General features: G+C 72.2%; 29 protein-coding genes. 19 read left to right on the forward strand and 10 right to left on the reverse strand.

Annotation, left to right across the window (positions count from 1 at the left end; genetic code table 11):
- Nucleotides 1-22 precede the first annotated feature (22 nt).
- The 5 genes from E3N83_RS18450 (at nt 23) to E3N83_RS18470 (ending at nt 3,869) form a co-directional block, all read left to right on the forward strand.
- Nucleotides 23-589, forward strand: coding sequence for a hemerythrin domain-containing protein (locus tag E3N83_RS18450; protein WP_151084587.1), 567 nt, complete (start codon nt 23-25; stop codon nt 587-589).
- Nucleotides 590-776: 187 nt separating this feature from the next.
- Nucleotides 777-1,556, forward strand: a complete 780-nt coding sequence (locus tag E3N83_RS18455; RefSeq protein ID WP_151084588.1) for a TSUP family transporter — start codon at nt 777-779, stop codon at nt 1,554-1,556.
- 50 nt (nt 1,557-1,606) lie between these two features.
- Complete coding sequence (locus tag E3N83_RS18460; RefSeq protein WP_151084589.1) at nt 1,607-2,155, forward strand: DinB family protein; 549 nt, start codon at nt 1,607-1,609, stop codon at nt 2,153-2,155.
- Nucleotides 2,152-2,655 (forward strand): GNAT family N-acetyltransferase, encoded by a 504-nt coding sequence (locus tag E3N83_RS18465; protein WP_151084590.1) that lies wholly within the window; start codon nt 2,152-2,154, stop codon nt 2,653-2,655. The genes E3N83_RS18460 and E3N83_RS18465 overlap by 4 nt, the downstream gene beginning before the upstream one ends.
- Nucleotides 2,656-2,681: 26 nt before the next feature.
- Complete coding sequence (locus E3N83_RS18470; RefSeq protein ID WP_151084591.1) at nt 2,682-3,869, forward strand: MFS transporter; 1,188 nt, start codon at nt 2,682-2,684, stop codon at nt 3,867-3,869.
- Here E3N83_RS18470 and E3N83_RS18475 read toward each other — a convergent pair.
- The 4 genes from E3N83_RS18475 to msrA form a co-directional block, all read right to left on the reverse strand.
- On the reverse strand, nt 3,832-5,169 hold the full coding sequence (locus E3N83_RS18475) for an ABC1 kinase family protein (RefSeq protein WP_151084592.1): 1,338 nt from the start codon (nt 5,167-5,169) through the stop codon (nt 3,832-3,834). The two genes, E3N83_RS18470 and E3N83_RS18475, sit on opposite strands and share 38 nt — an antisense overlap.
- Nucleotides 5,170-5,256: 87 nt before the next feature.
- Nucleotides 5,257-6,174: a hypothetical protein gene (locus E3N83_RS18480; protein ID WP_151084593.1), complete on the reverse strand. Its 918-nt coding sequence runs from the start codon at nt 6,172-6,174 to the stop codon at nt 5,257-5,259.
- A 108-nt stretch (nt 6,175-6,282) separates the two neighbouring features.
- Entirely contained in the window at nt 6,283-6,642 is a 360-nt protein-coding gene (locus tag E3N83_RS18485; protein WP_151084594.1) for a YciI family protein, read from the reverse strand.
- 106 nt (nt 6,643-6,748) lie between these two features.
- Nucleotides 6,749-7,402 (reverse strand): peptide-methionine (S)-S-oxide reductase MsrA, encoded by a 654-nt coding sequence (msrA, locus tag E3N83_RS18490; protein ID WP_151084595.1) that lies wholly within the window; start codon nt 7,400-7,402, stop codon nt 6,749-6,751.
- Between the two features lie 68 nt (nt 7,403-7,470).
- On the opposite strand from msrA, the gene E3N83_RS18495 reads away from it, so the two are divergent.
- Genes E3N83_RS18495 through ilvA form a run of 4 tightly spaced genes read left to right on the forward strand, consistent with a single transcriptional unit; the run spans nt 7,471 to nt 12,742 of the window.
- Nucleotides 7,471-8,778 (forward strand): cystathionine gamma-synthase, encoded by a 1,308-nt coding sequence (locus tag E3N83_RS18495; RefSeq protein WP_151084596.1) that lies wholly within the window; start codon nt 7,471-7,473, stop codon nt 8,776-8,778.
- Nucleotides 8,765-10,171, forward strand: a complete 1,407-nt coding sequence (locus tag E3N83_RS18500; protein ID WP_238342973.1) for a glutamate mutase L — start codon at nt 8,765-8,767, stop codon at nt 10,169-10,171. Before E3N83_RS18495 ends, E3N83_RS18500 begins: the two co-directional genes overlap by 14 nt.
- Entirely contained in the window at nt 10,168-11,535 is a 1,368-nt protein-coding gene (locus E3N83_RS18505; RefSeq protein ID WP_151084597.1) for an AI-2E family transporter, read from the forward strand. Before E3N83_RS18500 ends, E3N83_RS18505 begins: the two co-directional genes overlap by 4 nt.
- Nucleotides 11,528-12,742, forward strand: a complete 1,215-nt coding sequence (gene ilvA, locus E3N83_RS18510; RefSeq protein ID WP_151084598.1) for a threonine ammonia-lyase — start codon at nt 11,528-11,530, stop codon at nt 12,740-12,742. The genes E3N83_RS18505 and ilvA overlap by 8 nt, the downstream gene beginning before the upstream one ends.
- A gap of 87 nt (nt 12,743-12,829) precedes the next feature.
- On the opposite strand, the gene E3N83_RS18515 is transcribed toward ilvA, so the two are convergent.
- The 3 genes from E3N83_RS18515 to E3N83_RS18525 form a co-directional block, all read right to left on the reverse strand.
- Complete coding sequence (locus E3N83_RS18515) at nt 12,830-13,456, reverse strand: response regulator transcription factor (protein ID WP_238342974.1); 627 nt, start codon at nt 13,454-13,456, stop codon at nt 12,830-12,832.
- A gap of 156 nt (nt 13,457-13,612) precedes the next feature.
- Nucleotides 13,613-14,092, reverse strand: a complete 480-nt coding sequence (gene greA / locus E3N83_RS18520; protein WP_151084599.1) for a transcription elongation factor GreA — start codon at nt 14,090-14,092, stop codon at nt 13,613-13,615.
- 161 nt (nt 14,093-14,253) lie between these two features.
- Nucleotides 14,254-14,646, reverse strand: coding sequence for a DUF4307 domain-containing protein (locus tag E3N83_RS18525; protein ID WP_191907867.1), 393 nt, complete (start codon nt 14,644-14,646; stop codon nt 14,254-14,256).
- Between the two features lie 42 nt (nt 14,647-14,688).
- Between E3N83_RS18525 and mca the strand changes: the two genes are divergently transcribed.
- From mca to E3N83_RS18575, 10 genes are all read left to right on the forward strand, one after another.
- Entirely contained in the window at nt 14,689-15,603 is a 915-nt protein-coding gene (gene mca, locus E3N83_RS18530) for a mycothiol conjugate amidase Mca (RefSeq protein WP_151084601.1), read from the forward strand.
- A 12-nt stretch (nt 15,604-15,615) separates the two neighbouring features.
- Nucleotides 15,616-15,822 (forward strand): hypothetical protein, encoded by a 207-nt coding sequence (locus E3N83_RS18535; RefSeq protein ID WP_151084602.1) that lies wholly within the window; start codon nt 15,616-15,618, stop codon nt 15,820-15,822.
- A 105-nt stretch (nt 15,823-15,927) separates the two neighbouring features.
- The gene (locus E3N83_RS18540) at nt 15,928-16,491 is read left to right on the forward strand and encodes a DUF5134 domain-containing protein (RefSeq protein ID WP_151084603.1); all 564 of its coding nucleotides are present in this window, start codon (nt 15,928-15,930) and stop codon (nt 16,489-16,491) included.
- 144 nt (nt 16,492-16,635) lie between these two features.
- Complete coding sequence (locus tag E3N83_RS18545) at nt 16,636-17,544, forward strand: FAD binding domain-containing protein (protein ID WP_151084604.1); 909 nt, start codon at nt 16,636-16,638, stop codon at nt 17,542-17,544.
- Nucleotides 17,544-18,038, forward strand: a complete 495-nt coding sequence (locus E3N83_RS18550) for a (2Fe-2S)-binding protein (protein ID WP_151084605.1) — start codon at nt 17,544-17,546, stop codon at nt 18,036-18,038. Before E3N83_RS18545 ends, E3N83_RS18550 begins: the two co-directional genes overlap by 1 nt.
- On the forward strand, nt 18,035-20,452 hold the full coding sequence (locus tag E3N83_RS18555) for an aerobic carbon-monoxide dehydrogenase large subunit (RefSeq protein WP_151084606.1): 2,418 nt from the start codon (nt 18,035-18,037) through the stop codon (nt 20,450-20,452). The genes E3N83_RS18550 and E3N83_RS18555 overlap by 4 nt, the downstream gene beginning before the upstream one ends.
- Before the next feature lie 8 nt (nt 20,453-20,460).
- Nucleotides 20,461-21,366 carry an XdhC family protein gene (locus tag E3N83_RS18560; protein ID WP_151084607.1) on the forward strand — a complete coding sequence of 302 codons (906 nt, stop codon included), beginning with the start codon at nt 20,461-20,463 and terminating at the stop codon, nt 21,364-21,366.
- On the forward strand, nt 21,363-21,968 hold the full coding sequence (locus E3N83_RS18565) for a nucleotidyltransferase family protein (RefSeq protein ID WP_238342975.1): 606 nt from the start codon (nt 21,363-21,365) through the stop codon (nt 21,966-21,968). The genes E3N83_RS18560 and E3N83_RS18565 overlap by 4 nt, the downstream gene beginning before the upstream one ends.
- The gene (locus E3N83_RS18570) at nt 21,965-22,849 is read left to right on the forward strand and encodes an AAA family ATPase (RefSeq protein ID WP_238342976.1); all 885 of its coding nucleotides are present in this window, start codon (nt 21,965-21,967) and stop codon (nt 22,847-22,849) included. Before E3N83_RS18565 ends, E3N83_RS18570 begins: the two co-directional genes overlap by 4 nt.
- Before the next feature lie 5 nt (nt 22,850-22,854).
- A complete protein-coding gene (locus tag E3N83_RS18575; protein ID WP_202879271.1) occupies nt 22,855-24,090 on the forward strand; it encodes a vWA domain-containing protein in 1,236 nt (411 codons plus the stop codon).
- On the opposite strand, the gene E3N83_RS18580 is transcribed toward E3N83_RS18575, so the two are convergent.
- The 3 genes from E3N83_RS18580 to E3N83_RS18590 all read right to left on the reverse strand — a co-directional run bounded on the left by E3N83_RS18580 (nt 24,060) and on the right by E3N83_RS18590 (nt 26,591).
- Entirely contained in the window at nt 24,060-25,145 is a 1,086-nt protein-coding gene (locus E3N83_RS18580; protein ID WP_151084608.1) for an acyltransferase family protein, read from the reverse strand. The two genes, E3N83_RS18575 and E3N83_RS18580, sit on opposite strands and share 31 nt — an antisense overlap.
- A gap of 123 nt (nt 25,146-25,268) precedes the next feature.
- Entirely contained in the window at nt 25,269-25,811 is a 543-nt protein-coding gene (locus E3N83_RS18585) for a hypothetical protein (protein WP_151084609.1), read from the reverse strand.
- A 9-nt stretch (nt 25,812-25,820) separates the two neighbouring features.
- A complete protein-coding gene (locus tag E3N83_RS18590; RefSeq protein ID WP_151084610.1) occupies nt 25,821-26,591 on the reverse strand; it encodes a PIG-L deacetylase family protein in 771 nt (256 codons plus the stop codon).
- Nucleotides 26,592-26,614 lie beyond the last annotated feature (23 nt).

The raw sequence follows: 26,614 nt of genomic DNA on the forward strand, positions 1-26,614 counted from the left end.
AGGTGGCTAGGGTCGGGGCGCGATGACCGACGATGCGCCAGCGAGCTGGGACGAGACCACCCGGCCCTCCCTCGGGGAGTCGGCCGACGCGCCGTACACCCGGGAGCAGGAGACCTTTCCCCGCCACCTGGTGGAGATCCACGACCACCTGCGCTCCGAGCTGACCCGGCTCCACGGCCTGGTCGAGGAGGTACGACGTGGGGTGCTGACCGCGGGCGAGGCGCGGTCGGAGGTGCACGCGATGTCGTTGCGCCAGAACAACTGGACCCTCGGCGCCTACTGCCAGTCCTACTGCGGATTCGTGAACGGCCACCACTCGCTGGAGGACGCCAGCGTCTTCCCGCACCTCCGGCGCGCCGAACCGGCGGCCGCGCCCGTGCTCGACCGCCTCGCCGAGGAGCACCTGGTCATCCACCACCTCCTCGACGACGTCGACCGCGTGCTCGTGGACCTGGTCCGCGATGCCGACGAGGCCGCGCTCGACGCGGTCGAGGCGGCCCTGCAGGGGCTGAGCGACCGCCTGCTCAGCCACCTCGCCTACGAGGAGCGCGAGCTGCGCGGCCCCCTCGCCCGCCACGGCTTCTACTGAGTCGGCACAAACAGGCACGACAACCTTGCCGAGTCGGCGCACACAGGCATCCAGATGGCGCCGAGTCGGCGCACACAGGCATCCAGGTGGCGCCGAGTCGGCACAAAGGTGCACCGAGATCGCGTCGAGCCGGCACCCGAGGGCCCGGCGACCGGGTCCGGGCGGCCGATCCTCCTAGGCTGCCGGGGTGCCCGACCCGTCGACGACCGTGCTGGCCCTGCTCGGCCTGGCCGGTCTGTCGGCCGGGTTCGTCGACGCGGTGGTCGGTGGTGGCGGGCTGATCCAGCTGCCGGCGCTCCTGATCGGGCTGCCGGCGGCCGCGCCGGTCAACATCCTGGCCACCAACAAGCTCGCCGGCATCTGCGGTACGACGGTCAGCAGCGCGACGTACTACCGCCGGATCCGCCCCGACCCGCGCACCTTCGGCCCGCTGATGGCGTGCGCGTTCGCCGGCTCGGTGGGGGGCGCCCTGGTCGGGTCGCACCTCTCCTCGTCGGCGTTCGAGCCGATCGTGCTGGTGGTGCTCGTCGTGGTCGGGAGCTACGTGCTGGTCCGGCCGACCCTGGGCGAGACCACCGTGCTCCGGTTCGGCCGGACCCGGCACCTGTGGACGGCGATGGCGACCGGTCTCGCGATCGGCTTCTACGACGGCGCCCTCGGGCCCGGCACCGGCAGCTTCTTCGTGATCAGCCTGGTCGGCCTGCTCGGCTACAGCTTCCTCGAGGCCTCGGCCAAGGCCCGGCTGGCCAACTGGGCGACCAACCTGGCCGCCCTCTGCGTCTTCGTGCCCCAGGGCGCGGTGCTGTGGAAGGTGGGCCTGATGATGGGCGCCGGCAACCTGCTCGGCGGCTACCTGGGAGCGCGTACGGCGGTCGCGCGCGGCGCCGGCTTCGTGCGGGTCTTCTTCATCGTGGTCGTCTCGGCCTTCGTGGTCCGGATCGGGGGCGACGTCTTCGGCGTGTGGTGAGCCGACAACCCGAGTGCGTCCTGTCGGGTGCGGCCGCTAGCGTCGCCCGCATGACTCTCCCGACGTTCTCCGGCGACGACCGCGTCGACCCACCCCTCCAGGCCGACGAGGCCACCACCTTGAGGGCGTTCCTCGACTACCACCGCGACACGTTCCGCTGGAAGTGCGCGGGCCTGACCCAGGAGCAGCTGGCCCAGGCGCTGCCGCCCACCGACATGACCCTCGGCGGGATGATGAAGCACCTCGCCGTCGTCGAGTCCGGCTGGTTCGAGGAGACCTTCGCCGGCGGCTCGCAGATGCCGCCCTTCGACACCGTCGACTGGGACGCCGACCGCGACTGGGAGTGGCACACCGCCAAGGACGACAGCCCTGCGGAGCTGTTCGCGCTCTTCGACGAGGCGGTACGACGTGCGGACGCGGTCATCGACACCGCTCTGGCCGGACCCGGCCTCGACGCCGGCTCGGTCCAGGAGGACCGTCGCGACAACACGCCGTTCAGCCTGCGCTGGATCATCGTGCACATGATCGAGGAGTACGCCCGCCACAACGGCCACGCCGACCTGATCCGCCAGTCCATCGACGGCGAGACCGGCGAGTGACCCACGCCGATCCGCGGATCCGGGCGGCCACCGAGGCCGACTGGCCGCGGATCTGGCCGTTCTTCTCCACGATCGTTGCGGCCGGCGAGACCTACGCCTTCCCCGACGACCTCACCGTCGAGACCGGTCGCGGCTGGTGGATGTCCGAGCCGCCCGCACTGACCGTGGTGCTCGAGGACGCCGGCCGGATCCTCGGCTCGGCCAAGATGGGCCCCAACCGGCCCGGCCGTGGCGACCACGTGGGCACGGCGTCCTTCATGGTCGACCCGGAGGCCGCGGGCCGAGGCTTCGGCCGGGCGCTCGCGTCGTACGTCGTGCAGTGGCACCGCGACCAGGGCTTCCGCGGCATCCAGTTCAACGCCGTCGTGGAGACCAACGCGGCCGCCGTCCACCTCTGGCAGGACCTCGGCTTCGAGATCATCGGGACCGTGCCACGCGCGTTCCGTTCGGCTGCGCACGGCGAGGTCGGGCTGCACGTGATGTACCTCGACCTGCGGTGACCGCCGAGAAGGTGCCCACGGGCGGCATGAGGCTCCGCGAGGTCCCGCGCGTGGTGTGGGTGCTGGCCGGCGCTCGCTTCCTGAGCTCCGCGACGTCGTTCGTGATGCTGTTCCTGACGCTCTACCTGACCGGGCCGCGGGGGCTCGACACCGCGACCGCCGGCCTCGTCGCAGGCGGCTCCGGGCTCGGGCTGCTCGTCGGCAACTTCACCGGCGGCCGGTGGGGCGACCGCTGGGGGCACCGGCGGGTGCTGGTCAGCGCCTCGTCGGTGTCGGGGCTGCTGCTCGCGGCGACTCCCTGGCTGCCGCTGGTGGTGCTGGTCGTCGCGCTGCCGGTGGGGGCCTACCTCGCCGCGACGGCCGGGGTCTCGACCGGCGCCCTGTCTGCCCTCGCGGTGCCTCGCGGCGACCGCCGTACCTCGGTGGCGATCGGGCGGGCGGCCAGCAACGCCGGCTTCGTGATCGGCCCGCTGCTCGCCGCGCTGCTCGTCTCGGTCAGCTTCGACCTGCTCTTCGTGGTCGACGGTGGCGCCACCCTGGTGATCCGGTTGGCGGTCGGCCGCACCTTGCCGGCCGACCACGACCACCGGGCCCGTGCGGCTGCGACGGACGGACGACACGGCCTGTGGCGGTCGGTCCGCGCCGACCGGTCGCTGGTCGTGCTGCTGCCGGCGATCGTGCTGGTCGACATCGTCTACCGGCAGCTCTACACGACGGTGCCGCTGCACCTGCGCGACGCCGGGCAGCCGGTGCTGCTCTACACCGTGATGATCGCGGTCGGCTCGGGGCTGATCCTGCTCCTGGAGATCCCGGTCGCCCAGCGGCTGCGCGGATACCCGTCGTACCCGATCATCGGCGTGGGCTACGCGCTGGTCGGGGTCGGGTTCGCCTGCTTCGGGCTGCCGGTCGGCGTCGTCACCACGATCCTGGCGATGACGATCGTGACCGCCGGCGAGATCCTCTACAAGACGACCGCCACGGCACACGTGCTCGATGCGGCGCCCGAGCACCTGGTCGGTCAGTACCAAGGCCTCTACACCGGGGCGTCGACCTCGGGCGGGCTGCTCGCTGCGCCGATCGGCACCGCGGTGTACGCCGTGTCGCCGGCGCTGCTGTGGCCCCTGGGCTGCGGGGTGGCGTTGGCCGCCGCCGCGCTGGTGGCGGCCTCGTCGCGGGTCAGGCCGGGGCGGCGAACCCCGGCAGGTGCTCGGTGACGATCGCCCGGAACGGCGCCTCGGCGCCGAGCTGGCTGAGCACCCCGATGCTGCCGAGGAAGGTGCGGTGGATCAGGAGGTACGCCGGCGGCAGGTTGAGCTTCAGCGCCACGGTGTAGCTGGGGTCGCGCGGGTTGTTGACCCGCTGGAACTGCTCCTGCATCCACTCGCGGGAGAACTGGAACCGCTCGACGGTCGTGGGCTCGACGAAAGGTGCGAGGTAGTCGAGCACGACCTGGGGCTCGATCCTGACCGAGGGCAGGATGAAGCCCTCCTCCCGCAGCCCGGCCAGGAGCGCGTCGGCGTCGCCCTCGCCCGCCTTCCGGATCAGCGAGCCCATCGCGGAGGGCAGGTGCCCACCGGGCAGCCGGGCCACGGCTCCGTAGTCGAGCACGCCGAGGCGGCCCGGGCTGCCGTCGTCGTTCGGGAGGATCCGGAAGTTCCCCGGGTGCGGGTCGGCGTGCAGGAGGCCGGTGCGGGCGGGGCCGGCGAAGAGGAAGCGCACGAACAGCTCGCCGTAGTGGTCGCGCTCGGCCTTCGTGCCGTCGGCGATGATCGAGGCCAGCGAGGACGAGCTGTCCATCCACTCGGTGACCAGCGCGTCGCCGCCGACGGCGACGACGTCGGGCACCACGATGTCGGGGTCGTCGCGGAAGGCGTCGGCGAAGGCCCGCTGGGCCTGTGCCTCGAGCTCGTAGTCCAGCTCGTCGTTGGTACGACGCTGCAGCTCCTCCACGAGCGGCTTCACGTCGATGCCCGGGATCATCGTGCCGATCGACCGGGCCAGCCGGGAGAGCTGGCGGAGGTCGGAGCGCAGCGCCTCGCCGGCACCGGGGTACTGCACCTTGACCGCGACGTCACGCCCGTCGACCCACCGCCCGCGGTGCACCTGCCCGATGCTGGCCGCCGCGGTCGGCCCGCCGTCGAGCCAGACCAGGTCGTCCTTCCAGCCGGGCCCGAGGCCGGCCGTGAGCTGCTCGCGCACGGTCTGGGTGGGCATCGGGGGAGCGGAGTCCTGGAGCCTGGTCAGCTCGGCCCGGTAGGGACCGACCAGCTCCTCGGGAAGCGCGGCCTCGAAGACCGACATCGCCTGGCCGAACTTCATGGCCCCGCCCTTGAGGTCACCCAGGGTGCGGAACAGCTGCTCGGCCGTGCGCTGCTGGATCTCGCTCATCACGACCTCGGCGTTGCGACCGCCCAGCCGCTTGCCGAAGCCCAGTGCGTTGCGCCCGGCGTAGCCGAGCGGCAGCGCCGCCAGCCGCGCCGTACGCGCGACGGCCTTGCGTGGCAGCTCGGTCATGCCAGTCATTCTCCCTGACCGGTGGGCGCGACTCGTCGGCGCATCGGCTCCGGCGCCACCTGGCCGCCGCCGGACGGGCCGATCCGGTCAGCGCAGGACCACGATCAGGCTCACCACGGCCACGACCGAGCTGAGGGCCGCCAGGACGACGGCCACGAAGCTGATCCGGAACAGGTTGGTCTGCTGACTGACGCTGTGCAGGTCGACGGTGCGACCGCCCAGGGCGTCGACGGCATGGTCCCAGAGCGCGTGGAGCTGCGACTCCTCCATGACGTTGCGGTGTGCGGTCGCCCGGCGCGAGAAGGCCACCAGCGTCTGCAGGTCTCGTTCGTCCTGCTCCTTCTTGGCGTAGAGCATGTGCTGGTAGACCGCGTTGAGGATGTCGACCTTCAGCCAGCGACCCACGTCGGTGGTGGAGTAGACGTTGGTGCTCGGGATCGAGATCCGCACCAGGTGCGTGCGGTCGCGCTCGAGGAGTCGCGGGGTGACCTCGACGATCCGGAAGGTGTGGGAGCCGAGCAGGTTGTCCATCCGGTCCTGGAAGTGGGCCGGCTCCGGGGCGAAGATCAGGCAGTAGGAGTAGTACGACGTGACCCGGCCGTGCTCGTCGTCCGGCAGCGGGGCGCCGTCGTCGACGGTGTTGATCCGGTGCACGAAGTGGTGCTCCAGGACGTGCGCGGAGTGGGCGACGGCCACCTGGCGAGCCGCGCGGTCGCCGCCCTTCGGAGCCTGGGAGAACAGGTAACGCAGGATGATCCGGTGGTGGTAGTAGTACGCCTCGACCCGGTCCAGCTGCTCGGGCCAGGCGGGCACGTCACCGGACTCCAGTGCCGTGGCATCGGGCCTGACCAGCTCGTGCCCGAACACCGCATCGGCGGCCTCCAGCTCCCGGATGCCGTTGTCCTCGCTGAGGAGCGTGTCCCGGAGCCTCTCCACCTGCTCGGGGAGGTACACGAGGGCGTTGTCCCTGAAGTTCAGGAGCACCGGCACGTAGATCTCGATCATTGCGCGCTCACGACTCCAGAGCTGTCTCGTCCACCTCGGCAAGACGAGACGCTACTACCGGTGCGGCGCCCCGGTCGGGAGCGCCGCACCGGCGTCGTCAGGGTTTGGTCACTTCGAGAGCGGCTGCGGCTTGAACCGCCGTACCTCCTGCGGCCAGCCGCACGCCTCGGCGATCTTGCCGGCCCACTTCCGGGCGTCGGCCTCGTCGGCGACGTCCACGATCGTGAGCCCGCCGAGGAACTCCTTGGTCTCGACGAAGGGCCCGTCGCTGAACAGCAGGGAGCCGCTGGTCGCGTCGGCGCTGAACGCCTCCTCCACCTCCTCGACCAGACCACCGGCGAACACGTACTCCCCGGCGGCTCTGATCTCCTCGACCACCGCCATCGCCAGCGGTCCGCGTCCGCGGTACCACTCCTCCGGGTGGTCGCCGACCCACTGCTGGTTGAAGTAGATGAGGTACTCGGTCATGACTCTCCCTGTCTGTGCTCGCGGACCCCGTGTCCACGTCTCTGTCTACCCCACGAACGGCAGAGGGCGATTCCGACAGTCGGCGGCAGATTTCACAGAACCCGGGTCAGACCGGCGGGAACGGGACCCCGGTGTTGGCGTGGCAGCGGTAGCCGGAGGGGTGCTTGTCGAGGTACTGCTGGTGGTGGTCCTCGGCGTAGTAGTACGGCGTCTCCGCGGCCGGCCGGATCTCGGTGGTGATGTCGCCGTACCGGCGGCGGGTGAGCTCGTCGGCGTACACCCGGGTCAGCTCGCGCGCGGTCTGCTCCTGCTCGGGGGTCGTGTAGTAGATCGCCGAGCGGTACTGCGTGCCGACGTCGTTGCCCTGGCGCATGCCCTGGGTCGGGTCGTGCACCTCGAAGAACGTCTTGACCAGGTCGGCGTAGGAGATCACGGCCGGGTCGAAGACGATCCGGACGGCCTCGGTGTGGCCGGTGCGCCCGCTGCACACCTCGTCGTACGTCGGGTTCTCGGTCGTGCCGCCGGCGTAGCCGACCGAGGTCGACCAGACGCCGGGCTTCTGCCAGTAGATCTCCTCGGCGCCCCAGAAGCAGCCGAGGCCGAAGATCGCGACCTCGTAGCCCTCGGGCGCGGTCGGCGTCACGACGGGAGCGTCGAGCACGCGGTGCTTCGCGGCGATCACGAAGTCGCTGCCGGCGCGGCCGGGCAGCGCCTCCTCAGCGGTCGGCAGGGTGGTCTTGTGGCGGGAGAAGATCGACATGGTGGCTCCTTCGTCTGGTGCGTCCACAGTGTCCAACACCGTGGGGCACCCCGTCGTTCCCGGCACCGATGACGGAACCCTTACGGGTCCCTCGGGTCGAGCGGGGTCCCTCGGTGGTCGAGCGGGTCCCCTCGGTGGTCGAGCGGGTCCCCTCGGTGGTCGAGCGGGTCCCCTCGGTGGTCGAGCGGAGTCGAGACCACCACTACCCTCGTCGGGTGACCCAGGAGCATCGCCAGAAGTCCGGTTTCGAGACCCGCGCCATCCACGCCGGCTACGAGCCGGACCCCACCACCGGAGCGGTGATCCCGCCCATCTACGCCACCAGCACCTACAAGCAGGACGGCGTCGGCGGCCTCCGGGGCGGCTACGAGTACAGCCGCTCGGCCAACCCCACGCGGACCGCGCTTGAGGGGGCCCTCGCTGCGCTCGAAGAGGGGGAGCGAGGCTTCGCCTTCGCGAGCGGTCTCGCCGCCGAGGACACGATCATCCGGGCCCTGACCAGGCCGGGCGAGCACGCGGTGATCCCCGACGACGCCTATGGCGGCACGTTCCGCCTGTTCGACAAGGTCGAGAAGGTCTGGGGGCTGGAGCACAGCCCGGCCGCCGTGTCCGACGTCGACGCGGTCCGCGCCGCGATCCGGCCCGGAACGACCCGGCTGGTCTGGGTCGAGACCCCGACCAACCCGCTGCTCACGATCGGTGACATCGAGGTGCTGGCCCAGGTCGCCCACGACGCCGGCGCCCTGCTGGTCGTCGACAACACCTTCGCCTCGCCGTACCTCCAGCAGCCGCTGTCGCTGGGCGCCGACGTGGTCGTGCACTCGACCACCAAGTACGTCGGTGGGCACAGCGACGTGGTCGGCGGGGCCGTGGTGGTCCGCGACCTCGACCTGGCCGAGGCCATCGCCTTCCACCAGAATGCGATGGGCGCGGTGCCCGGGCCGTTCGACTGCTTCCTGACCCACCGCGGCATCAAGACCCTCGGGGTCCGGATGGACCGGCACTGCGACAACGCCGAGAAGGTCGTCGACTTCCTGGTCGGCCATCCGCAGGTCGCGCAGGTGATCTACCCCGGATTGAGCGAGCATCCCGGCCACGCCGTCGCGGCCAGACAGATGAAGCGCTTCGGCGGCATGGTCAGCTTCCGGCACGCAGGTGGCGAGCAGGCAGCGGTCGACGCCTGCGGCCGGGCCGAGGTCTTCACCCTCGGCGAGTCCCTGGGCGGCGTCGAGAGCCTGATCGAGCACCCCGGCCGGATGACCCACATGAGTGTGGCCGGCACCGAGCTCGAGGTGCCCGCGGACCTGATCCGGCTCAGCGTCGGCATCGAGACCGCGGACGACCTGATCGCCGACCTCGACCGTGCCCTCGCCTGACCCGGCTCTCCCGGCAGCCGAGCCGGACTCGGTGGTCGAGCGGAGTCGAGACCACGACGTCGCCGTCTGCATCGACTTCGGCTCGACGTTCACCAAGGCCTCGCTGGTCGACCTGGAGCAGGGCCGGATCGTGGCGTCCGCGGAGCACCGGACCACGATCGACACCGACGTCCTGGACGGGTACGACGCATGCCTGGCCGCCCTGTCCGGCCAGGACGCCCGCGCGGACGGCGCGCCGACCCTGGCCTGCTCCAGCGCCGGGGGAGGGCTGCGGATCGCGGTGGTCGGCAACGAGGAGCTGGTCACCGCGGAGGCCGGTCGACGGGTGGCGCTGTCCAGCGGTGGCAAGGTGGTCGCGGTGGTCGCGGCGAGCACCGGCGACGACCTGCGCGCGGTGCCGGCCAGCGAGCCTGACGTCGTCCTCCTGACCGGCGGCACCGACGGTGGCAACGCCGAGCCGATCCTGGCCTGCGCGCGCGCCCTGGCGCCGATCTGGTCCGGCCCGGTGGTGGTGGCCGGCGACGTGGACGTCCACGACGAGGTCGCGGCGATCCTGGCGGCCAACCCCGTGGTCGTCGCCCCCAACATCGTGCCCCGGATCGGGGTCCTCGCCCCCGAGGGAGCTCGCGCGGCGATCCGTGAGCTGTTCCTCTCTCACGTGATCGGGGGCAAACACCTGAGTGCCCGGGCCGACTTCCTCGAGATGGTCCAGGGCGCCACCCCCGACGTCGTGTTGACGGGCGTCGAGCTGCTCGCCGAGATCGCCGGCGACACCGCGGTGGTCGATGTCGGCGGCGCCACGACCGACGTGCACAGCGTCGTGGAGATCGACCCCGAGGAGGCCGGGCTGAGCCGCGAGGTGGTCGCTACCACCCGGGTCACCCGCACCGTGGAGGGCGACCTGGGGATGCGCTGGTCCGCGATCAGCACCGCCGAGGTGGCCGGGCGGGACGACCTCGCCGCGGCCGCCCGCCGCCGCCGCGAGGAGCCGGGCTTCGTGCCCACCGACGATCGCGAGCGCGACCTCGACGAGGAGCTGGCCCGGGAGGCCGTCGGGCTGGCCCTGCGCCGGCACGCGGGTCGCAGCAAGGTCGTGGTCAGCCCGGAGGGTCGCGTGGTCGAGCGCAGCGGCAAGGACCTGCGCGAGGTCGACCTCCTCGTCGGCTCGGGCGGGGTGCTGCGGCACGGTCGCCCGGGTGTCGCGGACCGGGTCTTCGCCGGGAGCGTCGGGGAGGTCGGAGGCGGCTGGCAGCTGCCTCGACGGGCCGACGTCACCGTCGACACCGACTACGTCCTGGCCGCGGCCGGGCTGCTCGCCTCGGCAGATCGCGACGCGGCCCGCCGACTGGTACGCCGTCTCACCGGCGCCGCGGTCGATAACGTGAGCCCGTGACCAACGACGCCGCACCGGAGGCAGAGCGCGGCGTCGCGTCCGGAGCGCCTGCCGCGGACCGGCTCACGGGGCGCCTGGCCCACCAGTGGGCCGCCCGGCGGGTGGAGCGTCGTACCGAGCCGGTCACGATCGGGTACGGTCCCTCGAACTTCTCCCGCGCGCAGGTGCCGTGGGGGCTCGACCTCGCAGCGGCGTGGGCCTGGCGGCTGATCGTGATCGGGGTCGCGACCTACGCGCTCTTCCGGGGCATCGAGTTCTTCGCCGAGCTGACCATCCCGGTGATCGTCGCCCTGCTGGTCGCGGCCCTCGGCTCGCCGGTGGTCGGCGCGATGGAGCGGGTCGGGATCCGACGGGGTCTCGGCGCGGCCGTGGTGGTCCTCGGCGGGCTGGCCCTGGTGGCCACGATGCTCGCCTTCGCCGGGCAGCAGGTGGTCAGCGGTGCCAACGACCTGGCCACCCAGGTCTCCGACGGCCTGGGGGAGATCAGGAACTGGCTCAACACCGGGCCGTTCCACCTCAGCGACCAGCAGATCAATGACTACATCCAGAAGGCCCAGGACTCGCTGAAGACCAAGGCCCAGAACGGCGCCTTCCTCAGCCAGGTGACCAACCTCGGCAGCGTGCTGACCCACCTGCTGGCCGGGCTGTTCCTGGTGCTCTTCTCGACGTACTTCTTCCTCGCCGACGGCGACCGGATCTGGGCCTGGTTCGTCCGGCTGGCGCCCCGTGCCGCGCGGGCCCGCGTCGACAGCTCCGGCCACGTCGCCTGGATCTCACTGACCCAGTTCGTCCGCGCGACGGTGATCGTGGCGGTGACCGATGCCGTGGGCGTGATGATCGCGGCGTCGGTGCTGCGGGTCCAGTTCGTGCTCGCGATCGGCGTGCTGGTCTTCCTCGGCGCGTTCGTCCCGATCGTCGGCGCCTTCGTCGCCGGCACGGTCGCGGTGCTGGTGGCGCTGGTCGACCACGGCTGGGTGGTAGCCCTGATCATGCTCGGCGCCGTGGTGCTGGTGCAGCAGATCGAGAGCCACGTGCTCCAGCCGTTCCTGATGGGCCGCTTCGTCTCGCTGCATCCGCTCGGCGTGATCGTGGCGATCGCGGCCGGCATCCTGGTGGCCGGAGTCCCGGGTGCCCTGGTCGCCGTTCCCTTCGCCGCCGCGGCGAACGCCGTGGCACAGCATCTGGCCACCGAGACCACCGTGGGCGAGGATGCGCAGCAGGCGCTCGCCCAGGACTACGCCGACACGGGCCAGCACATCGACACCGACGCCGACACCGGGAACGCCGACGACGGCCTCGTGGGCGACACTCACGCCGCCGGTGTGGCCGACCAGTTCGACGGTGGAGGAGGGACCGATGGGTGATCAGGGTCAGGTGTCTCTCGCGGACATCGAGCAGGCGGCTGCGCTGATCAAGGACATCGCGGTGCTGACGCCGATGGAGGACTCGCGCTGGCTCTCGGCGCTGACCGGCCACCCGGTGCTGCTCAAGTGCGAGAACCTCCAGCGCGCCGGATCCTTCAAGATCCGCGGTGCCTACAACCGGATGTGGCACCTCTCCGAGGAGGAGCGGGCGCGCGGTGTCGTCGCGGCGTCGGCCGGCAACCACGCCCAGGGCGTCGCCCTCGCCGCCCAGACCCTCGGCATCGAGGCCACGATCTTCATGCCCGAGGGAGCGCCGATCCCCAAGGAGAAGGCGACCCGGGGGTACGGCGCCCACGTCGTCTTCCACGGTCGCTACCTCGAGGACTCCCTCGAGGAGGCCCGGGCCTTCCAGGAGCGCACCGGTGCGGTGCTGATCCACCCGTTCGACAACACCCAGATCGTGACCGGTCAGGGCACGGTCGGGCTGGAGATCCTCGACCAGGCACCCGAGGTCGACACCGTCGTGGTCCCCTGCGGAGGGGGCGGCCTGCTGTCCGGCATCGCGATCGCGATCAAGGCGCAGCGGCCCGAGGTGAAGATCATCGGGGTCCAGGCCGAGGGCGCCGCGGCGTACCCCGAGTCCCTGCGGGCCGGCCACCCGGTGCCGCTGACCTCGATGTCGACGATGGCCGACGGCATCGCCGTGGGCCTGCCGGGTGAGGTGCCGTTCGCCACCGTGCGCGACCTGGTCGACGAGATCATCACGGTCACCGAGGCGTCGCTCTCCCGGGCCGTGCTGGTGACTCTCGAGCGCGCCAAGCTCGTCGTCGAGCCGGCCGGCGCGGCGGCCGTCGCCGCGATCCTGGACGATCCCGCTCGCTTCTCCTCGCCGACCGTCGGCGTGCTCTCGGGTGGCAACATCGACCCGCTGCTGCTGGGCAAGGTGATCCAGCACGGCATGGCCGCCGCCGGGCGCTACCTCAACCTGCAGCTGCGGATCCCCGACCGCCCCGGCGGCCTGGCCGGGCTGCTCGTCGAGCTCGGGGCAGCGGGGGCGAACGTGATCGAGGTGTCCCACGCCCGGATCGACGCCGACCTCTCCCTCGACGAGGTCGAGGTCCATCTCCAGCTCGAGACCCGCGGGGAGAGCCACACAGAGACGGTGCTGGCCCGCCTGCGGGAGTGCGGCTACCGCGTCTTCGAGTGAAGCGAGGGCGCTACGACGCGACGAAACTGCGGCGGAACGACGGCAGCGCGCCCGAAGCGAGTGCGCCCGACCTCCCGGTGCCCGTCGTCAGCCGAGCGGGGGCTCGGTGGGCGCGCTGGTGCCGGGCTCCGGCAGGAAGCCGTGGTCGAGGGCCCAGAGCATGGCCTGGGACCGGCTCGTCACCCCGATCTTCTGGTAGGTGGATCGGATGTAGGTCTTCACGGAGTTGATGCTGAGCTGGCTGTGATCGGCGATCTCGAGGTTGCGCATCCCGGCGGCGATCATCGACAGCACCTCGGCCTCGCGAGCGCTGAGCCCGGCATCGGTCCGACCGGGCCAGTCCCGGCCGGTCAGGGGCAGCGCCGGCTGGACGTCGGGGCTGACCACCGTGTCCCCCTGGACGACGGCCTGGACCGCGTCCGCGATCTCCTGGCCGCTCAGGGCCTTGGAGAGGTAGCCGGAGGCGCCCCTGCGCAGCGCCTCGCCCGCCAGGTCGCGACGCAGCTTCCACGTGTAGACGATGACCGGGGGGCTGCCGGATGCGACGAGCTCGTCCAGAGCGGCCATCGAGTTGGCCGGGCCGAAGGTGTCGTACAGGATGACGTCGACCTCCTCGTGCTCTGCCGGGGTGCTGAGCGCGGTGACCCGGATCCGGTGGCGCTCCTCGGAGAGCATCGAGGCGACCCCCGCGACGATCACCTCATAGTCGTTCACGATCGCCAGGCTGATCACGGGGCTCCTGCGGCTGGGGTGAGGTGATCCCAGTGTCGAGCGGCCCGCGCACGTCCGAACAGGGACGTTGTGCCCCTTGTCAGCCCGCCCCGGCCGGGGTAAGAGTGCGGCCGCTCGACGTCGTGCTGCGCGCGACGGTCAGGAAGTGAACGGGACCGCGCTGACGATCTCGATCTTCGCGACCTTGCCGTTGGGCTGCTCGAAGTCGACGGTCTCTCCGGCCTTGGCGCCCAGCAGGGCAGCACCCAGCGGCGACTCCGGTGAGTAGACCTCGATGTCGGTCTGGTCCTCGGCGATCTCGCGGGCGCCGAGCAGGAACACCTCGTCGTCGTCGCCGGCGTAGCGGTAGGTCACGACCTTGCCGGGGGAGACGGTGTTGTCGTCGGGGGAGGTGTCGACGGTGAGCTGGTGGCTCTCCAGCATCTCCTCGAGCTGGCGGACCCGGGCCTCGTTGGTGCCCTGCTCGTCCTTGGCGGCGTGGTAGCCGCCGTTCTCCTTGAGGTCCCCCTCGTCGCGGGCGGCACTGATCCGCTCGACGATCTCGGCGCGGAGGGGTCCGCGGCGGTTGTCGAGCTCGGCGCGCAGGCGGTCAGCGGTCTGCTGGGTCAGCCAGATCATGGGGGAACTCCTCGAGACGCGTCGAAGCGCCTTGTCTCGTGTGCGATGAGGGTATGCGCCAACGTCGCAGCGTGCTGGGTGTCAGCTGGATGCGTCGTCGTGGCGCGGCCAGAAGCGAGAAGTCTACCAAGACAACCCCGTCAAACCCACAAAGCCGCAGGTCAGCGGGGTTGGTTCTGCCCGTCGGCGGTGCAGCCGGTCAGGTCCACCGAGGTGGCGGCCCGTGACGTCTGGACGGTCACCGGGTTGCTGCCGTCCGACGGGGTGAACCGCAGCTGGCCGACGACGGTGTGGTCGCTGGCCAGGGCCTGCACCGTGCACACGGGGTGCGTGGTCCCTCCGGCGATGCCGACCTCGATCCGGGCCGTCAGCGAGTGCGCGTCGACCACCTGCCAGCCGATCAGCTGCGAGGTGACCTTCGGGGTCGACTGCACGAAGGCGGCCCAGGCCAGCCAGGCCAGGCCCACGACCGCCAGCACCACGACCCCGGCGATGGTCACCGGGCGCCGCCAGGCGGGCGCAGCGGCGTAGCGCTCGGTCAGGGTCTGGTCCACGGCCCCATCGTCGCACCCGGTGCCCGTCCTAGACTCGGGCCCATGTCCCAGCACCACGCCCGCGCGCCCCAGGTCGGTGCCGGTCTCCGACTGATGCACGTGCACGCCCACCCCGACGACGAGTCGAGCAAGGGCGCCGCCACGACCGCCAAGTACGTCGCCGAGGGGGTCGACGTGCACGTCGTCACCTGCACCGGCGGTGAGCGCGGCTCGATCCTGAACCCCAAGATGGACCGCCCCGACATCGCGGCCAACATCACCGAGGTGCGCCGCCAGGAGATGGAGCGGGCCCGCGACATCCTGGGGGTCCGGCAGGACTGGCTCGGCTTCGTCGACTCGGGCTGGCCCGAGGGCGACCCACCGCCCCCGCTGCCCGAGGGCTGCTTCGCCCTGGTGCCCCTGGAGGAGGCGACCGAGCGACTGGTGCGCCTGATCAGGTCGTTCCGCCCGCACGTCGTCACGACGTACGACGAGCGCGGCGGCTACCCGCACCCCGACCACATCCGCTGCCACGAGGTGAGCGTGGCCGCGTTCGCAGCGGCGGGCGACCCGGAGCAGTTCCCGGACGCCGGTGAGGCCTGGCAGCCGCTGAAGCTCTACTACCACCACGGGTGGAGCTACGAGAAGATCAAGGCGATCCACGAGGCGATGCTCGCCCACGGCCTCGAGTCGCCGTACGCCGAGCGCCTCGAGAGCTGGACCCGCGAGCCCGAGTGGGACGAGCGGATCACCACCCGGGTGCCGTGCGGGGAGTACTTCGGGGTCCGCGACCAGGCTCTGCTGGCCCACGCGACCCAGATCGACCCCGACGGCGCCTGGTTCGCGATCCCGCACTCGATCCAGCAGCAGGTCTGGCCGACCGAGGACTTCGAGCTGGTCACCAGCCACGTCGAGTCCGTGATCCCCGAGGACGACCTGTTCGCGGGGATCCGCGATCGCGCCGCCGGCGCCGCCTGAGACACTGGACCCATGCACCACGCACTGCTCCTTCTCACCGCCGTCACCGACCCTCCTCCGAGCGAGAACGACGTGAAGGCCGGCTGGGGTGCGCTGGGACTGATGCTGCTGCTGATCGCCGCGGTGGTGTTCCTGATGTGGAGCTTCACCCGCCAGCTCAAGAAGGTCCGGGCCGCCAAGGAGGCCGGCGTCTACGACGACGCCGACGAGCGCTCCTGACCCGACCCGGTCACCGCCGGCGGTCGAGCGGTATCGGGACCGGGCACCTCAGCAAGCACTGAGCCGCCCGTTGACGACGGGCGGGCCGGGGCCGATGCTCCGGGCATGCCCGTCCCGCTGCCTGCCGTCCTGGCGGCCCTGGTCGCGCTCGTCGTCGTCTACTGCTCGGTCGGCGTCGTCACCCGCAGGCGCTGGCCCGGCGTGGCCCGGCACCGCCGCGACATCGACGCCTGGCACGTGGTGATGGGCGTCGCCATGATCGGCATGCTCCTGGGCACCCTCTCCCGCCCGGTGGCGACCGTCGCGCTCGTGGTCGCCGGTGTGGCGGTCTGCTGGGGCGCCCTGTCGACCGAGCGGCGTTCCGCCGGCAGTGCGCACGTGCGCCTGCTCGTGGGCGCCACCGCGATGGCGGTGATGACCCTGCCGCTGGCCGCTCCGGCCCAGGCGACGGGCAGCCCGACAGCCGCTGCAGGCGCGGCCGGCATGCCGGCGGGCGGCTCGTCGTCGGCACTGCTCGTGGGCATCCTCCTCGCCGCCCTCGGTGCGGTCGCCGTCACCCGCCTGCCCGTCGTCGTACGACGTGGGGCGGGCGCGGTGGGCCGGCTCGACGCCTGCTGCGACGTGGTCATGGCCGGCGCCATGGCGGCCCTGCTGGTCGCGCTGCTCTGAGGGCGTCGAGGGGCAAGATCGGCGCTCGGGACCGACCTGATCAACCGAATGCTTAGGCGCCCGTTGACGACCGCCCCGGGGCGGACGAGAGTCCTGTGACCCCCGTCACCCAGTGGGGGCACGTGCGGTCACAGGAGGTAGCGCATGCAGGTCCCCGCCCCGTTCGAGTACGAACGCGCCACGAGCGTCGAGGACGCCATCGGACTGCTGGAACGTCTCGGGTCGGAGGCCCGCCTGATCGCGGGCGGCCACAGCCTGCTGCCGATGATGAAGCTGCGCCTGGCGAACCTCGAGTACGTCATCGACATCAACGACCTGCACGGCGAGCTGGGCTACGTCCGGGTCGGCACCGACGAGGTCCGGATCGGTGCCATGACCCGCCACCGCGAGCTCCTCGAGTCGCCGGAGCTGGCCGCGCTGTTCCCGATCTTCGCCGACGCCGAGCAGGTGATCGCCGACCCGGTCGTGCGCAACCGTGGCACGATCGGCGGCTCGCTGTGCCAGGCCGACCCGTCGGAGGACCTCACCGCCGTGTGCACGGCGCTCGACGCGAGCTGCGTGATCCGCAGCTCGTCCGGCGAGCGCGTGGTGAGCATGGAGGACTTCCACCGCGGGCCCTACGAGACCGCGGTCGGCGATGCCGAGATGCTCACCGAGGTCCGGATCCCGGTGCGCGCCGGCGGCTCCAGCGCCTACGCGAAGGTCGAGCGCCGGGCCGGTGACTGGGCGGTGACCTCGGTCGGAGCAGCGGTCTGGATGGACGGCGACAGCATCTCCGACGCCCGCGTCGGGCTGGCCGCCGTCGGCCCGAACACGACCGGCATCCCGGCGATCTCCGAGGCCCTGCGGGGTCAGGCGCCGTCCGACGAGCTGTTCGCCCGGGCCGGTGCCATCGCCGCGCAGAGCTGCTCACCGGTCAGCGACAACCGCGGCACCGCCGACTACAAGCGCCACCTGGCCGACGAGCTCACGCGCCGTACCCTGCGCACCGCCGTCGACCGCATCCAGGCCGGGATCGCCGGCGACGACGCCACAAGCGGAGGAAACAGCTGATGCAGGTGACCATGACCGTCAACGGCGAGACCGTGACGCGTGAGATCGAGGGGCGGATGCTGCTGGTCCACTTCCTCCGCGACGAGCTCGGGCTGACCGGCACCCACTGGGGCTGCGACACCAGCAACTGCGGCACCTGCGTCACCTGGCTCGACGGTGAGCCGGTGAAGAGCTGCACGGTGCTGGCCGCGATGGCCGGCGGCCATGAGGTCCGCACCGTGGAGGGGCTGGAGCAGGAGGGTGTGCTCGACCCCGTGCAGGAGGGCTTCATGCAGTGCCACGGCCTCCAGTGCGGGTTCTGCACCCCGGGCATGCTGATGACCGCGCGGGCGCTGCTCGACCGCGACCCGGACCCGTCGGAGGACACCATCCGCGAGGCCATCTCGGGCCAGATCTGCCGGTGCACCGGCTACACGACGATCGTGCGGTCGGTGCAGTGGGCGGCCAACAAGGAGTCCGCCGACCGGGCCGAGACCGTGGGGAGCGAGTCATGACGACCGTGGAGACGGGCGCCGGTTTCGCGCCCGCGGAGCGCGAGGACCTGGACAAGGTCGACAACGACCACACGCCGATGGGCCACGGCCGGATGCTGCGCAAGGAGGACCCCCGTTTCATCCGCGGCATGGGCAAGTACGTCGACGACATCCAGCTCAAGGGGATGCTCCACCTCGCGATCCTGAGGTCGCCGGTGGCGCACGCGAACATCGTCAGCATCGACGTGACAGCTGCCCAGGCCCATCCCAAGGTCAAGGCCGTGATCACCGGTGCCGACCTGGCCGAGAAGGGCCTGGCCTGGATGCCGACCCTGTCCAACGACGTCCAGGCGGTGCTGGCCACCGACAAGGTGCGCTTCCAGGGCCAGGAGGTCGCGTTCGTCGTCGCCGAGGACCGCTACTCCGCCCGCGACGCGCTGGAGCTGATCGAGGTCGAGTACGACATCCTCAAGCCGGTCGTCGACGTGCGTACGGCGCTCGCGCCCGACGCGCCGATCATCCGCACCGACCTCGAGGGCAAGACCGACAACCACTGCTTCGACTGGGAGACCGGCAACAAGGAGGAGACCGACGCGGTCTTCGCCCGGGCCGATGTCGTCGTCTCCGAGGACATCGTCTACCCGCGCGTCCACCCGGCGCCGATGGAGACCTGTGGCTGCGTGGCCGACTACGAGCGGGTCGGCGGCCAGCTGACGCTCTGGACGACCAGCCAGGCGCCGCACGCCCACCGCACCGTCTACGCCCTGGTGTCCGGGCTGCCCGAGCACAAGATCCGGGTGATCGCGCCCGACATCGGCGGCGGGTTCGGCAACAAGGTGCCGATCTACCCCGGCTACGTCTGCGCGATCGTCGCGTCGCTGGTGATCGGCAAGCCCGTGAAGTGGATGGAGGACCGCTCGGAGAACCTCGTGTCCACCGGCTTCGCCCGCGACTACATCATGCGCGGCGAGATCGCGGCCACCAAGGAGGGCAAGATCCTCGCGATCCGCACCCACGTGATCGCCGACCACGGCGCCTTCAACGGCACCGCGGCTCCGATCAAGTACCCCGCCGGCTTCTTCGGGGTGTTCACCGGCAGCTACGACCTCGAGGCGGCGTACTGCTCGATGACGGCGGTCTACACCAACAAGGCCCCGGGCGGCGTCGCCTACGCGTGCTCGTTCCGGATCACCGAGGCGGTCTACCTCGTCGAGCGGATCGTGGACTGCCTGGCCCACGACCTGGAGATGGACCCGGTCGAGCTGCGCCGGAAGAACTTCATCCAGCCCGACCAGTTCCCCTACACGACCAAGACCGGCTGGGTCTACGACTCCGGTGAGTACGAACGGGCGCTCGACGTGGCCCTCGACATCGCGGGGTACGACGAGCTGCGGCGCGAGCAGGCGGAGAAGCGCGCCAACGGCGAGCTGATGGGCATCGGCGTCGCGTTCTTCACCGAGGCCGTCGGCGCCGGGCCCCGCAAGGACATGGACATCCTCGGCCTCGGCATGGCCGACGGCGCGGAGCTCCGGGTGCACCCGACCGGCAAGGCCGCGGTCCGGCTGTCCTGCATGAGCCAGGGCCAGGGGCACGAGACGACGTTCGCCCAGATCATCGCCGAGGAGATCGGCATCCCGCCCGCCGACATCCAGGTGATCAACGGCGACACCGACCAGACGCCCTTCGGCCTGGGCACCTACGGCAGCCGGTCGACGCCGGTGTCGGGTGCCGCGGCCGCGCTGGTGGCCCGGAAGGTCCGCGACAAGGCGCAGATCATCGCCTCGGGGATGCTCGAGGTGTCGGTGACCGACCTCGAGTGGCAGAAGGGCTCGTTCGCCGTGAAGGGCGACCCGACCCGGTCGGTGACGATCCAGGACATCGCGATGCGGGCGCACGGCGCGGGCGACCTCCCCGAGGGCATCGAGGGCGGTCTCGAGGCCCAGATCTGCTACAACCCGGAGAACCTCACCTACCCGTTCGGCGCCTACATCTGCGTGGTCGACATCGACCCGGGCACCGCCGTGGTGAAGGTCCGCCGGTTCGTGGCGGTCGACGACTGCGGCACCCGGATCAACCCGATGATCATCGAGGGCCAGGTCCACGGCGGTCTCACCGACGGCGTGGGCATGGCGCTGATGGAGATGATCTCCTTCGACGAGGACGGCAACTGCACGGCCGGCTCGCTGATGGACTACCTGATCCCGACCGCCCTCGAGGTGCCGCACTGGGAGACCGGGCACACCGTGACCCCCTCACCGCACCACCCGATCGGGGCCAAGGGCGTCGGTGAGTCCGCGACCGTCGGCTCGCCGCCGGCCGTGGTCAACGCCGTGATCGACGCGCTCAAGCCCTTCGGGGTCCGGCACGCCGACATGCCGCTGACGCCGTCACGGGTCTGGGACGCGATGCAGGGCAACGCGACGCCGCCGATCTGAGGAGCACGATGACGAGCAGCATCGCCCAGACGATCGCCGGGCGGGCCGACGAGCTGACCCGCTCGGGGGTGCCGTTCGTCCAGGCCACGGTGGTCCGGGCGCAGGGGGCGAACTCGGCGCGGCCCGGCGACCGGGCGATCATCCTGGCCGACGGCTCGATGGAGGGCTTCGTCGGTGGCCAGTGCGCCGCGGGCTCGGTGCGGACCGCTGCCCTCGGCGCGCTCAGCTCGGGGGAGAGCCTGCTGCTGCGGGTGCTGCCGGACGACAGTGCGGCCTTCCCCGACTCACCCGGGGCCACGGTCGTCGTCAACCCCTGCCTGTCCGGAGGAGCCTTGGAGATCTACCTCGAGCCGCTGCTGCCGTCCCCCCGACTGCACCTGGTCGGCTCGTCGCCGACCGCCGAGGCGGTGGCGTCACTGGCGCCTGCGCTCGGTTTCGTGGTGGAGCGGGCGCCCGCGGACGCGGCTCCGGTGGGGGCCACCGTGGTCCTGGTCTCGAGCCACGGCGGCGACGAGCCGGGCGCCGTACGCCGGGCCCTCGACGCCGACGTCGGGTTCGTCGGCGTCGTCTGCAGCCGGACCCGCGGGCAGGCGCTGCTCGACGAGCTCGCCCTCTCGCCCGACCAGGCGGCTCGGGTGCACGTCCACGTCGGGCTGGACATCGGAGCGCGCACGGCTCCCGAGGTCGCGCTGTCGATCCTGGCCGAGGTGGTCCGCGAGATCCGGGTCGGAGGACTGGCCGGCCCGGCGCTCGACGCGGTCATAGCCGCTGCGCCGACGACGGCGATCGACCCGGTCTGCGGGATGACCGTGACCGTCGGGCCGGACACCGCGCACGCGGTGGTCGACGGCCTGGACCACTGGTTCTGCATGCCGGGCTGCCGCGACACCTTCCTGGCGGACCACGCGTCGTGAGCGACGGCCTGCACGACGGTGTGGCCGCCCTGGTGCTGGCCGCCGGCGCCTCGCGGCGTCTCGGCACACCCAAGCAGCTGCTGGACTACCGAGGGGGGACCCTGCTCGACGCCACCCTGGCCACGGTCCGGGCCGCCGGCTTCGAGCAGGTCGTGGTCGCGCTGGGCGGCGCGGCCGACCAGGTGCGCGACCGGCTCGACCTGGGCGACCTCGACGTCGTGGTCAACCCGGACTTCGCCGACGGCTGTGCCACGTCGATCCGGTCCGGACTCGACCACGTGCACCCTGCGATGCACGGACTCGTGCTGTTGCTCGGCGACCAGCCGGGGGTCACCGTCGACGCGATCGTCGCCCTGGTCGCGGGGAGCCGGTGCCACGAGGTCGGCGTCTGCTCCTACGACGACGGTCTCGGTCACCCGCTGTGGTTCGATCGGAGCATGTGGGAGACGCTGCGCGGGCTGCACGGCGACAAGGCTGTCTGGAAGCTCGTGGACGCCGGTGAAGCCGGCGCGGACGTGGTCCGGGTGCAGGTGCCCGGCGCCGTACCCCGTGACGTCGACACGTGGGAGGACTACCAGGCACTGCTGAGGGAGGCCGAGTGAGCGCGGACGGGGCCGCCCGGCTGACCGCGGGAGACCTGCGACGTCGCTTCGACGAGGAGGGCTACCTCGCCGACGAGGGGATGGCTACGGCGCTGTTCCTGACCCTCGAGCTCGGCCTGCCGCTGCTGCTCGAGGGCGAGCCGGGCGTGGGCAAGACCGCGGCGGCCCAGACCCTGGCCCGGGTGCTGGGTGCCCCGCTGGTGCGGCTGCAGTGCTACGAAGGCCTGACCGCGAGCGAGGCGCTCTACGACTGGAACCACCAGCGCCAGCTCCTGGCGATCCGGCTCGCCGAGTCGCAGCACGAGCGGCTGACCGAGGCCGAGCTGTTCAGTGAGGAGTTCCTGGTCGAGCGGCCGATCCTGCGGTGCGTGCGGCACACCGGCCCGCAGCCGCCGGTGCTGCTGATCGACGAGGTGGACCGCGCCGACGACGAGTTCGAGGCGCTGCTGCTGGAGGCGCTCGGCGAGGGCTCGGTGACGGTCCCGGAGCTGGGCACGTTCACCGCGGTGAAGCCGCCGATCGTGGTGCTGACCTCCAACCGCAGCCGCGAGCTCCACGACGCGCTGCGGCGGCGCTGCCTCTACCACTGGCTGGAGTTCCCGGAGGCGGCGCGGGTGGTCAGCATCCTGCGCCGCACCTCGCCGTCGGCCGGCGTGCCGCTGATCGAGTCCGCCGCGCGCTTCGTCGGCCACGTCCGGGCGCTCGAGGTGGACAAGCCGCCGGGGGTGGCCGAGGCGATCAACTGGGTCGCGGCGCTCTCGGCCCTGGGCGCCACCGAGCTGGTCCGGGAGGTCGTCGTACCCACCCTCGGGGCGCTGGTGAAGACTCCGGACGACCGCGACCTGGTCGTCGGCTCGCTCGAGACCTACGCGTTCGGCTGACGGCTGTGGCGGGCACGACTGCTGGCGGCGCCCTGCTCGGCGGCGTGGACCGGGCCGCCCTGGTCGCTGCCCTGGGCGACCGGCTGCGGCGGGCCGGGGTGCCCGTGACGCTGACCTCGATGACCACCTTCGCCGACGCGCTCGGCGCGGCGCCCCCGGCGACGGTGGACGAGCTCTACTGGCTGGGCCGGCTCACCCTGGTCTTCCGGCACGAGGAGCTGCCGGCGTTCGAGAAGGTCTTCGACGCGGCGTTCCGCGACGCGCTGCTGCCGGTCGACCCGCACGCCCGGCGCAGCCCGCGTGACCAGCCCGAGAGCAAGGACGACGTGCTGCGGTCGATGGCGCTCGAGGCCCGGGGGGACGACCTCGGTTCGTCGCTGCCGTGGCACACGCTGCCCCGGACGGAGCCGTCCGCCGACGACGGGTCCGACGAGGTGCGCCGGCTCCCCGAGCCGTTGCCGAGTGCGGTCGCCGCGCTGTCCGAGACGCCGCTCGACGAGCTCGACCCCGACCAGCTGGCCCTGCTCGGCCGCTGGCTGGAGGCGTCCGCGCACCGCTGGCCGACCCGGCGGAGCCGACGCACCCAGGTCCGCGGCGGAGGGCAGCGGGTCGCGATGCGGGAGACGATCGCCGCCTCACGACGGACCGGCTGGGAGCCCTTCGAGCTCAAGCACCACCATCCGGTACGACGCCCGCTCACCGTGACCCTGCTGGTCGACGTGAGCCAGTCGATGCAGAGCTGGTCGAGCGCCTACCTCCATCTGATGCGGGCCTTCGCCCGCACCCGTCGCGCCGAGACCTTCGCCTTCTCCACGTCGCTGACCCGCCTGACCCCGGCCCTCTCGCACCACTCCGCGTCGGTCGCCGTGGCCCGGGCCGGCGAGGAGGTCGTCGACCGGTACGGCGGGACCCACCTGGCCGCCAGCCTCTCCGAGCTGCTGGCCTCCCGGCACGGGAACGCCGTCCGCGGCGGTGTCCTGGTGATCGCCTCCGACGGCTGGGACAGCGACCCTCCCGAGGCGCTGGCCGCAGCGATGGCCCGCGCCGCCCGCCGCGCGCGGCGGGTCGTCTGGCTCAACCCGCGCGCCGCGGCCAGCGGTTTCCAGCCGCTCGTGGGCTCGATGGCGGCGGCCCTGCCCTACTGCGACGCGTTCCTCCCCGCCGACCGGCTCTCCGCGCTCCCCGAGGTGTTCGACGCGATCGCCGGCGGTCAGCCGGCGGGCAGCGGCCGCGGGGTCTGAACCGCGCTGACGGGGTCGCCGACGAGCACGTCGTCGGTGTCGCGCTCGGGCCGTCGCAGGAACGGCTCCTCCACGTAGCGCCAGGAGAGCTCGGCCAGCACCAGCGCCGGCACGGTCACGACCACCAGCGCGAGCGGCCACGCCATCGAGGTGAAGTAGACCGTCACCGCGATCGGGCAGTTCCACAGGTAGATCCCGTAGGACCGTCGCCCCAGCCACCGCAACCACGGCGCCGACAGCACCGGTACGCCGGTCTCGGCCCCGGCCACGACCCAGACCAGCGCTCCCGTGGCCGCGACCGTGACGACCTGCTGGGCCAGCCAGTTCACCATCGGCACCGCCAGCACGAGGCACGCAGCAGCGGCCACCGCGGGGACCACCGGGAACGGCGCATCCGGCCGCCGGCCGGTGGTGGTCAGGGCGACGGCGATCACCGCCCCGACCAGGAGGGCGAAGGCGTTGACGTCGGTCCCCGAGTAGACCCGGAGCTCACTGGCGCCGTGCACGGTGAGGGCGACATGGGTCGCCAGCGAGAGAACGGCCCCGATGACGCTGACGGCCGCGAGGAACCGGCGCCCGCGAGACAGGGCCACGATGACCAGCACCGGCCAGAGGAGATAGAACTGCTCCTCGACCGCCAGCGACCAGGTCCCGGTCAGCACACCCAGGGCGCCGGGTCGTGGGTGGCTCATCAACGCCGGGTACCAGTTCCCGACGTACGAGACGGCCAGGACGGCGTCCTTCGTGGTCAGGAAGCCGGGGTTGCGGACGACCAGCGCGAGCAGGCAGATGACACCGGTCGACACCAGGAACGCCGGCGCGAGCCGCCGCAGGCGGCGGGCGTAGAAGCCGCGTACCGAGATCCGCCCCGTGCGGCCCCGCTCCTCGACGAGCAGGGTCGTGATCAGGAAGCCGGAGAGCACGAAGAAGACGGTGACGCCGACCCGCCCCGCGGTGCCGCTCCACGGCACCCGGCCGTGGTCCAGGAGCACCAGGGCGATCGCCACCCCGCGCAGGCCGTCCAGGCCCGGCCGGTGCCCGAGTCGCCAACGCATCGTCACATCATCGGCAACCCGGACGTCCGTGTCAGCCGAACCGGCAACCCGCCCCGACGAGGCTGCCACGTGGTCCGACACTGCCGGCCGGGCCCGGCGCTCTGGTTGGGCGCCGAGCGCGGCTCACGTGCGGTCGCGCAGGCGGTAGACGGCTGCGACCTTCCCGCCCTCGACCTCCACCGGGGCGTCGGGCCCCGCCCCGAGCCGGAGCAGCCAGGTGGCCAGGTCGCCGGTGTCGACCGGGGGGAAGGCCGGCGCCTGCAGCAGCGTCCACTCCTGTCGCTCCGCGAGCCGGCCTCCGACCCGTCTCCGCCCGGGCACGGTGCCGTCGTGGTGGATGGTCAGGCTGTTCCTGGTGGTCCGCACCTCGGTGATCCGGTCGAAGGGGATCACGACTCCGGCGCCGTCTCCCACGCCCTCGTGGGAGACCGTCATCCACGTACGCCGGCCGAGGCGCCGTACCAGCACGACGGCCCCGACGGCGACGACGACCAGGAACCACGTGTTGCCTGCCGAGAGCCCGTGCGCGACCACCGCGCGCACCCAGATCGCGACCAGCACGAGGCCCGCGACCACGGGGGCCGCCGCCAGGGCCAGGGGCGCACGGAGCTCGACCCGGCCGGTCCGGTCGAGCTTGTCCTGCCACTGCGTGGTCGCGTCCGGCACACCCCGAGCCTAGGCCGCGCCGACGTCCCCGCCGGTGGCCTCGCCCGTCAACGGGGTGCGAGGGCCCGAACGCACGTACCACTCGGTGCCGAGCAGGGCGGTTCGCGCCGCCGGCGACAACCCGGCCACCAGCCCCGGCAGGGCGCCCCGCGCGACCTCGGAGGCGTGGGCGAGCACGGCCGCGACCTTCTGCTCCAGCCAGGGGCCGACGTCGAGGCGCAGGGTGACCTCGTCGTCGGGCATCGTGTACGCCGCCTTGACCGCGCCGACGATCTCGCGGAGGGCCGGCAGCGCCGAGCGGGGATGGGTGGCCAGCCAGACCTCTCGCGGTCGCCAGGGCGGTCCGGACTCCGGGTAGAGCAGCTCCAGCCCGGCGGCCTCGACGGCGAGCATCGTGATCCGGTGGGTGTGGACGTGGTCGGGGTGGCCGGTCAGCCCGCCGTACGCGTCGTGGGTGACCACGAGGTCGGGCCGCAGCTCACGGACGTGGGCGACCAGCCGCCCCACGGCCTCGTCGAGCGGAGTGTCGATCAGCCGCGCGCACCCGGGGGCCGACTCCGGCACCCGGGCGTCTGCGTAGCCGAGCATCCGGGGCCGGCCGGCGCCGAGGACCCGCAGCGCCGCGGCCAGCTCGCGGGAGCGGGACGAGTCGGCGGCCCAGGTGGCGGTCACCACCCGGGCGAGCCCACCCGCGGCCGCCTGCCGGGCCAGCAGCCCGCCCGCCGCCAGCGACTCGTCGTCGGGGTGCGCGAAGACCGCGAGCAGGCTCGGATCTGCCACCGCTCGGCCACCTCCGTCCCGAT

Source organism: Nocardioides cynanchi (assembly GCF_008761635.1).
Taxonomy (GTDB): Bacteria; Actinomycetota; Actinomycetes; order Propionibacteriales; family Nocardioidaceae; genus Nocardioides; species Nocardioides cynanchi.

What these genes read in the sequence shown, in the direction of transcription:
- E3N83_RS18545 (WP_151084604.1), top strand. Translation starts at nt 16,636, where the DNA reads ATGCAGGTCCCCGCCCCGTTCGAGTACGAACGCGCCACGAGCGTCGAG.
- E3N83_RS18450 (WP_151084587.1), top strand. Translation starts at nt 23, where the DNA reads ATGACCGACGATGCGCCAGCGAGCTGGGACGAGACCACCCGGCCCTCC.
- mca (WP_151084601.1), top strand. Translation starts at nt 14,689, where the DNA reads ATGTCCCAGCACCACGCCCGCGCGCCCCAGGTCGGTGCCGGTCTCCGA.
- greA (WP_151084599.1), bottom strand. Translation starts at nt 14,092, where the DNA reads ATGATCTGGCTGACCCAGCAGACCGCTGACCGCCTGCGCGCCGAGCTC.
- E3N83_RS18480 (WP_151084593.1), bottom strand. Translation starts at nt 6,174, where the DNA reads ATGATCGAGATCTACGTGCCGGTGCTCCTGAACTTCAGGGACAACGCC.
- E3N83_RS18540 (WP_151084603.1), top strand. Translation starts at nt 15,928, where the DNA reads ATGCCCGTCCCGCTGCCTGCCGTCCTGGCGGCCCTGGTCGCGCTCGTC.
- msrA (WP_151084595.1), bottom strand. Translation starts at nt 7,402, where the DNA reads ATGTCGATCTTCTCCCGCCACAAGACCACCCTGCCGACCGCTGAGGAG.
- E3N83_RS18555 (WP_151084606.1), top strand. Translation starts at nt 18,035, where the DNA reads ATGACGACCGTGGAGACGGGCGCCGGTTTCGCGCCCGCGGAGCGCGAG.
- E3N83_RS18560 (WP_151084607.1), top strand. Translation starts at nt 20,461, where the DNA reads ATGACGAGCAGCATCGCCCAGACGATCGCCGGGCGGGCCGACGAGCTG.
- E3N83_RS18550 (WP_151084605.1), top strand. Translation starts at nt 17,544, where the DNA reads ATGCAGGTGACCATGACCGTCAACGGCGAGACCGTGACGCGTGAGATC.
- E3N83_RS18495 (WP_151084596.1), top strand. Translation starts at nt 7,471, where the DNA reads ATGACGGAACCCTTACGGGTCCCTCGGGTCGAGCGGGGTCCCTCGGTG.
- ilvA (WP_151084598.1), top strand. Translation starts at nt 11,528, where the DNA reads ATGGGTGATCAGGGTCAGGTGTCTCTCGCGGACATCGAGCAGGCGGCT.
- E3N83_RS18460 (WP_151084589.1), top strand. Translation starts at nt 1,607, where the DNA reads ATGACTCTCCCGACGTTCTCCGGCGACGACCGCGTCGACCCACCCCTC.
- E3N83_RS18535 (WP_151084602.1), top strand. Translation starts at nt 15,616, where the DNA reads ATGCACCACGCACTGCTCCTTCTCACCGCCGTCACCGACCCTCCTCCG.
- E3N83_RS18580 (WP_151084608.1), bottom strand. Translation starts at nt 25,145, where the DNA reads ATGCGTTGGCGACTCGGGCACCGGCCGGGCCTGGACGGCCTGCGCGGG.
- E3N83_RS18470 (WP_151084591.1), top strand. Translation starts at nt 2,682, where the DNA reads ATGAGGCTCCGCGAGGTCCCGCGCGTGGTGTGGGTGCTGGCCGGCGCT.
- E3N83_RS18485 (WP_151084594.1), bottom strand. Translation starts at nt 6,642, where the DNA reads ATGACCGAGTACCTCATCTACTTCAACCAGCAGTGGGTCGGCGACCAC.
- E3N83_RS18475 (WP_151084592.1), bottom strand. Translation starts at nt 5,169, where the DNA reads ATGACCGAGCTGCCACGCAAGGCCGTCGCGCGTACGGCGCGGCTGGCG.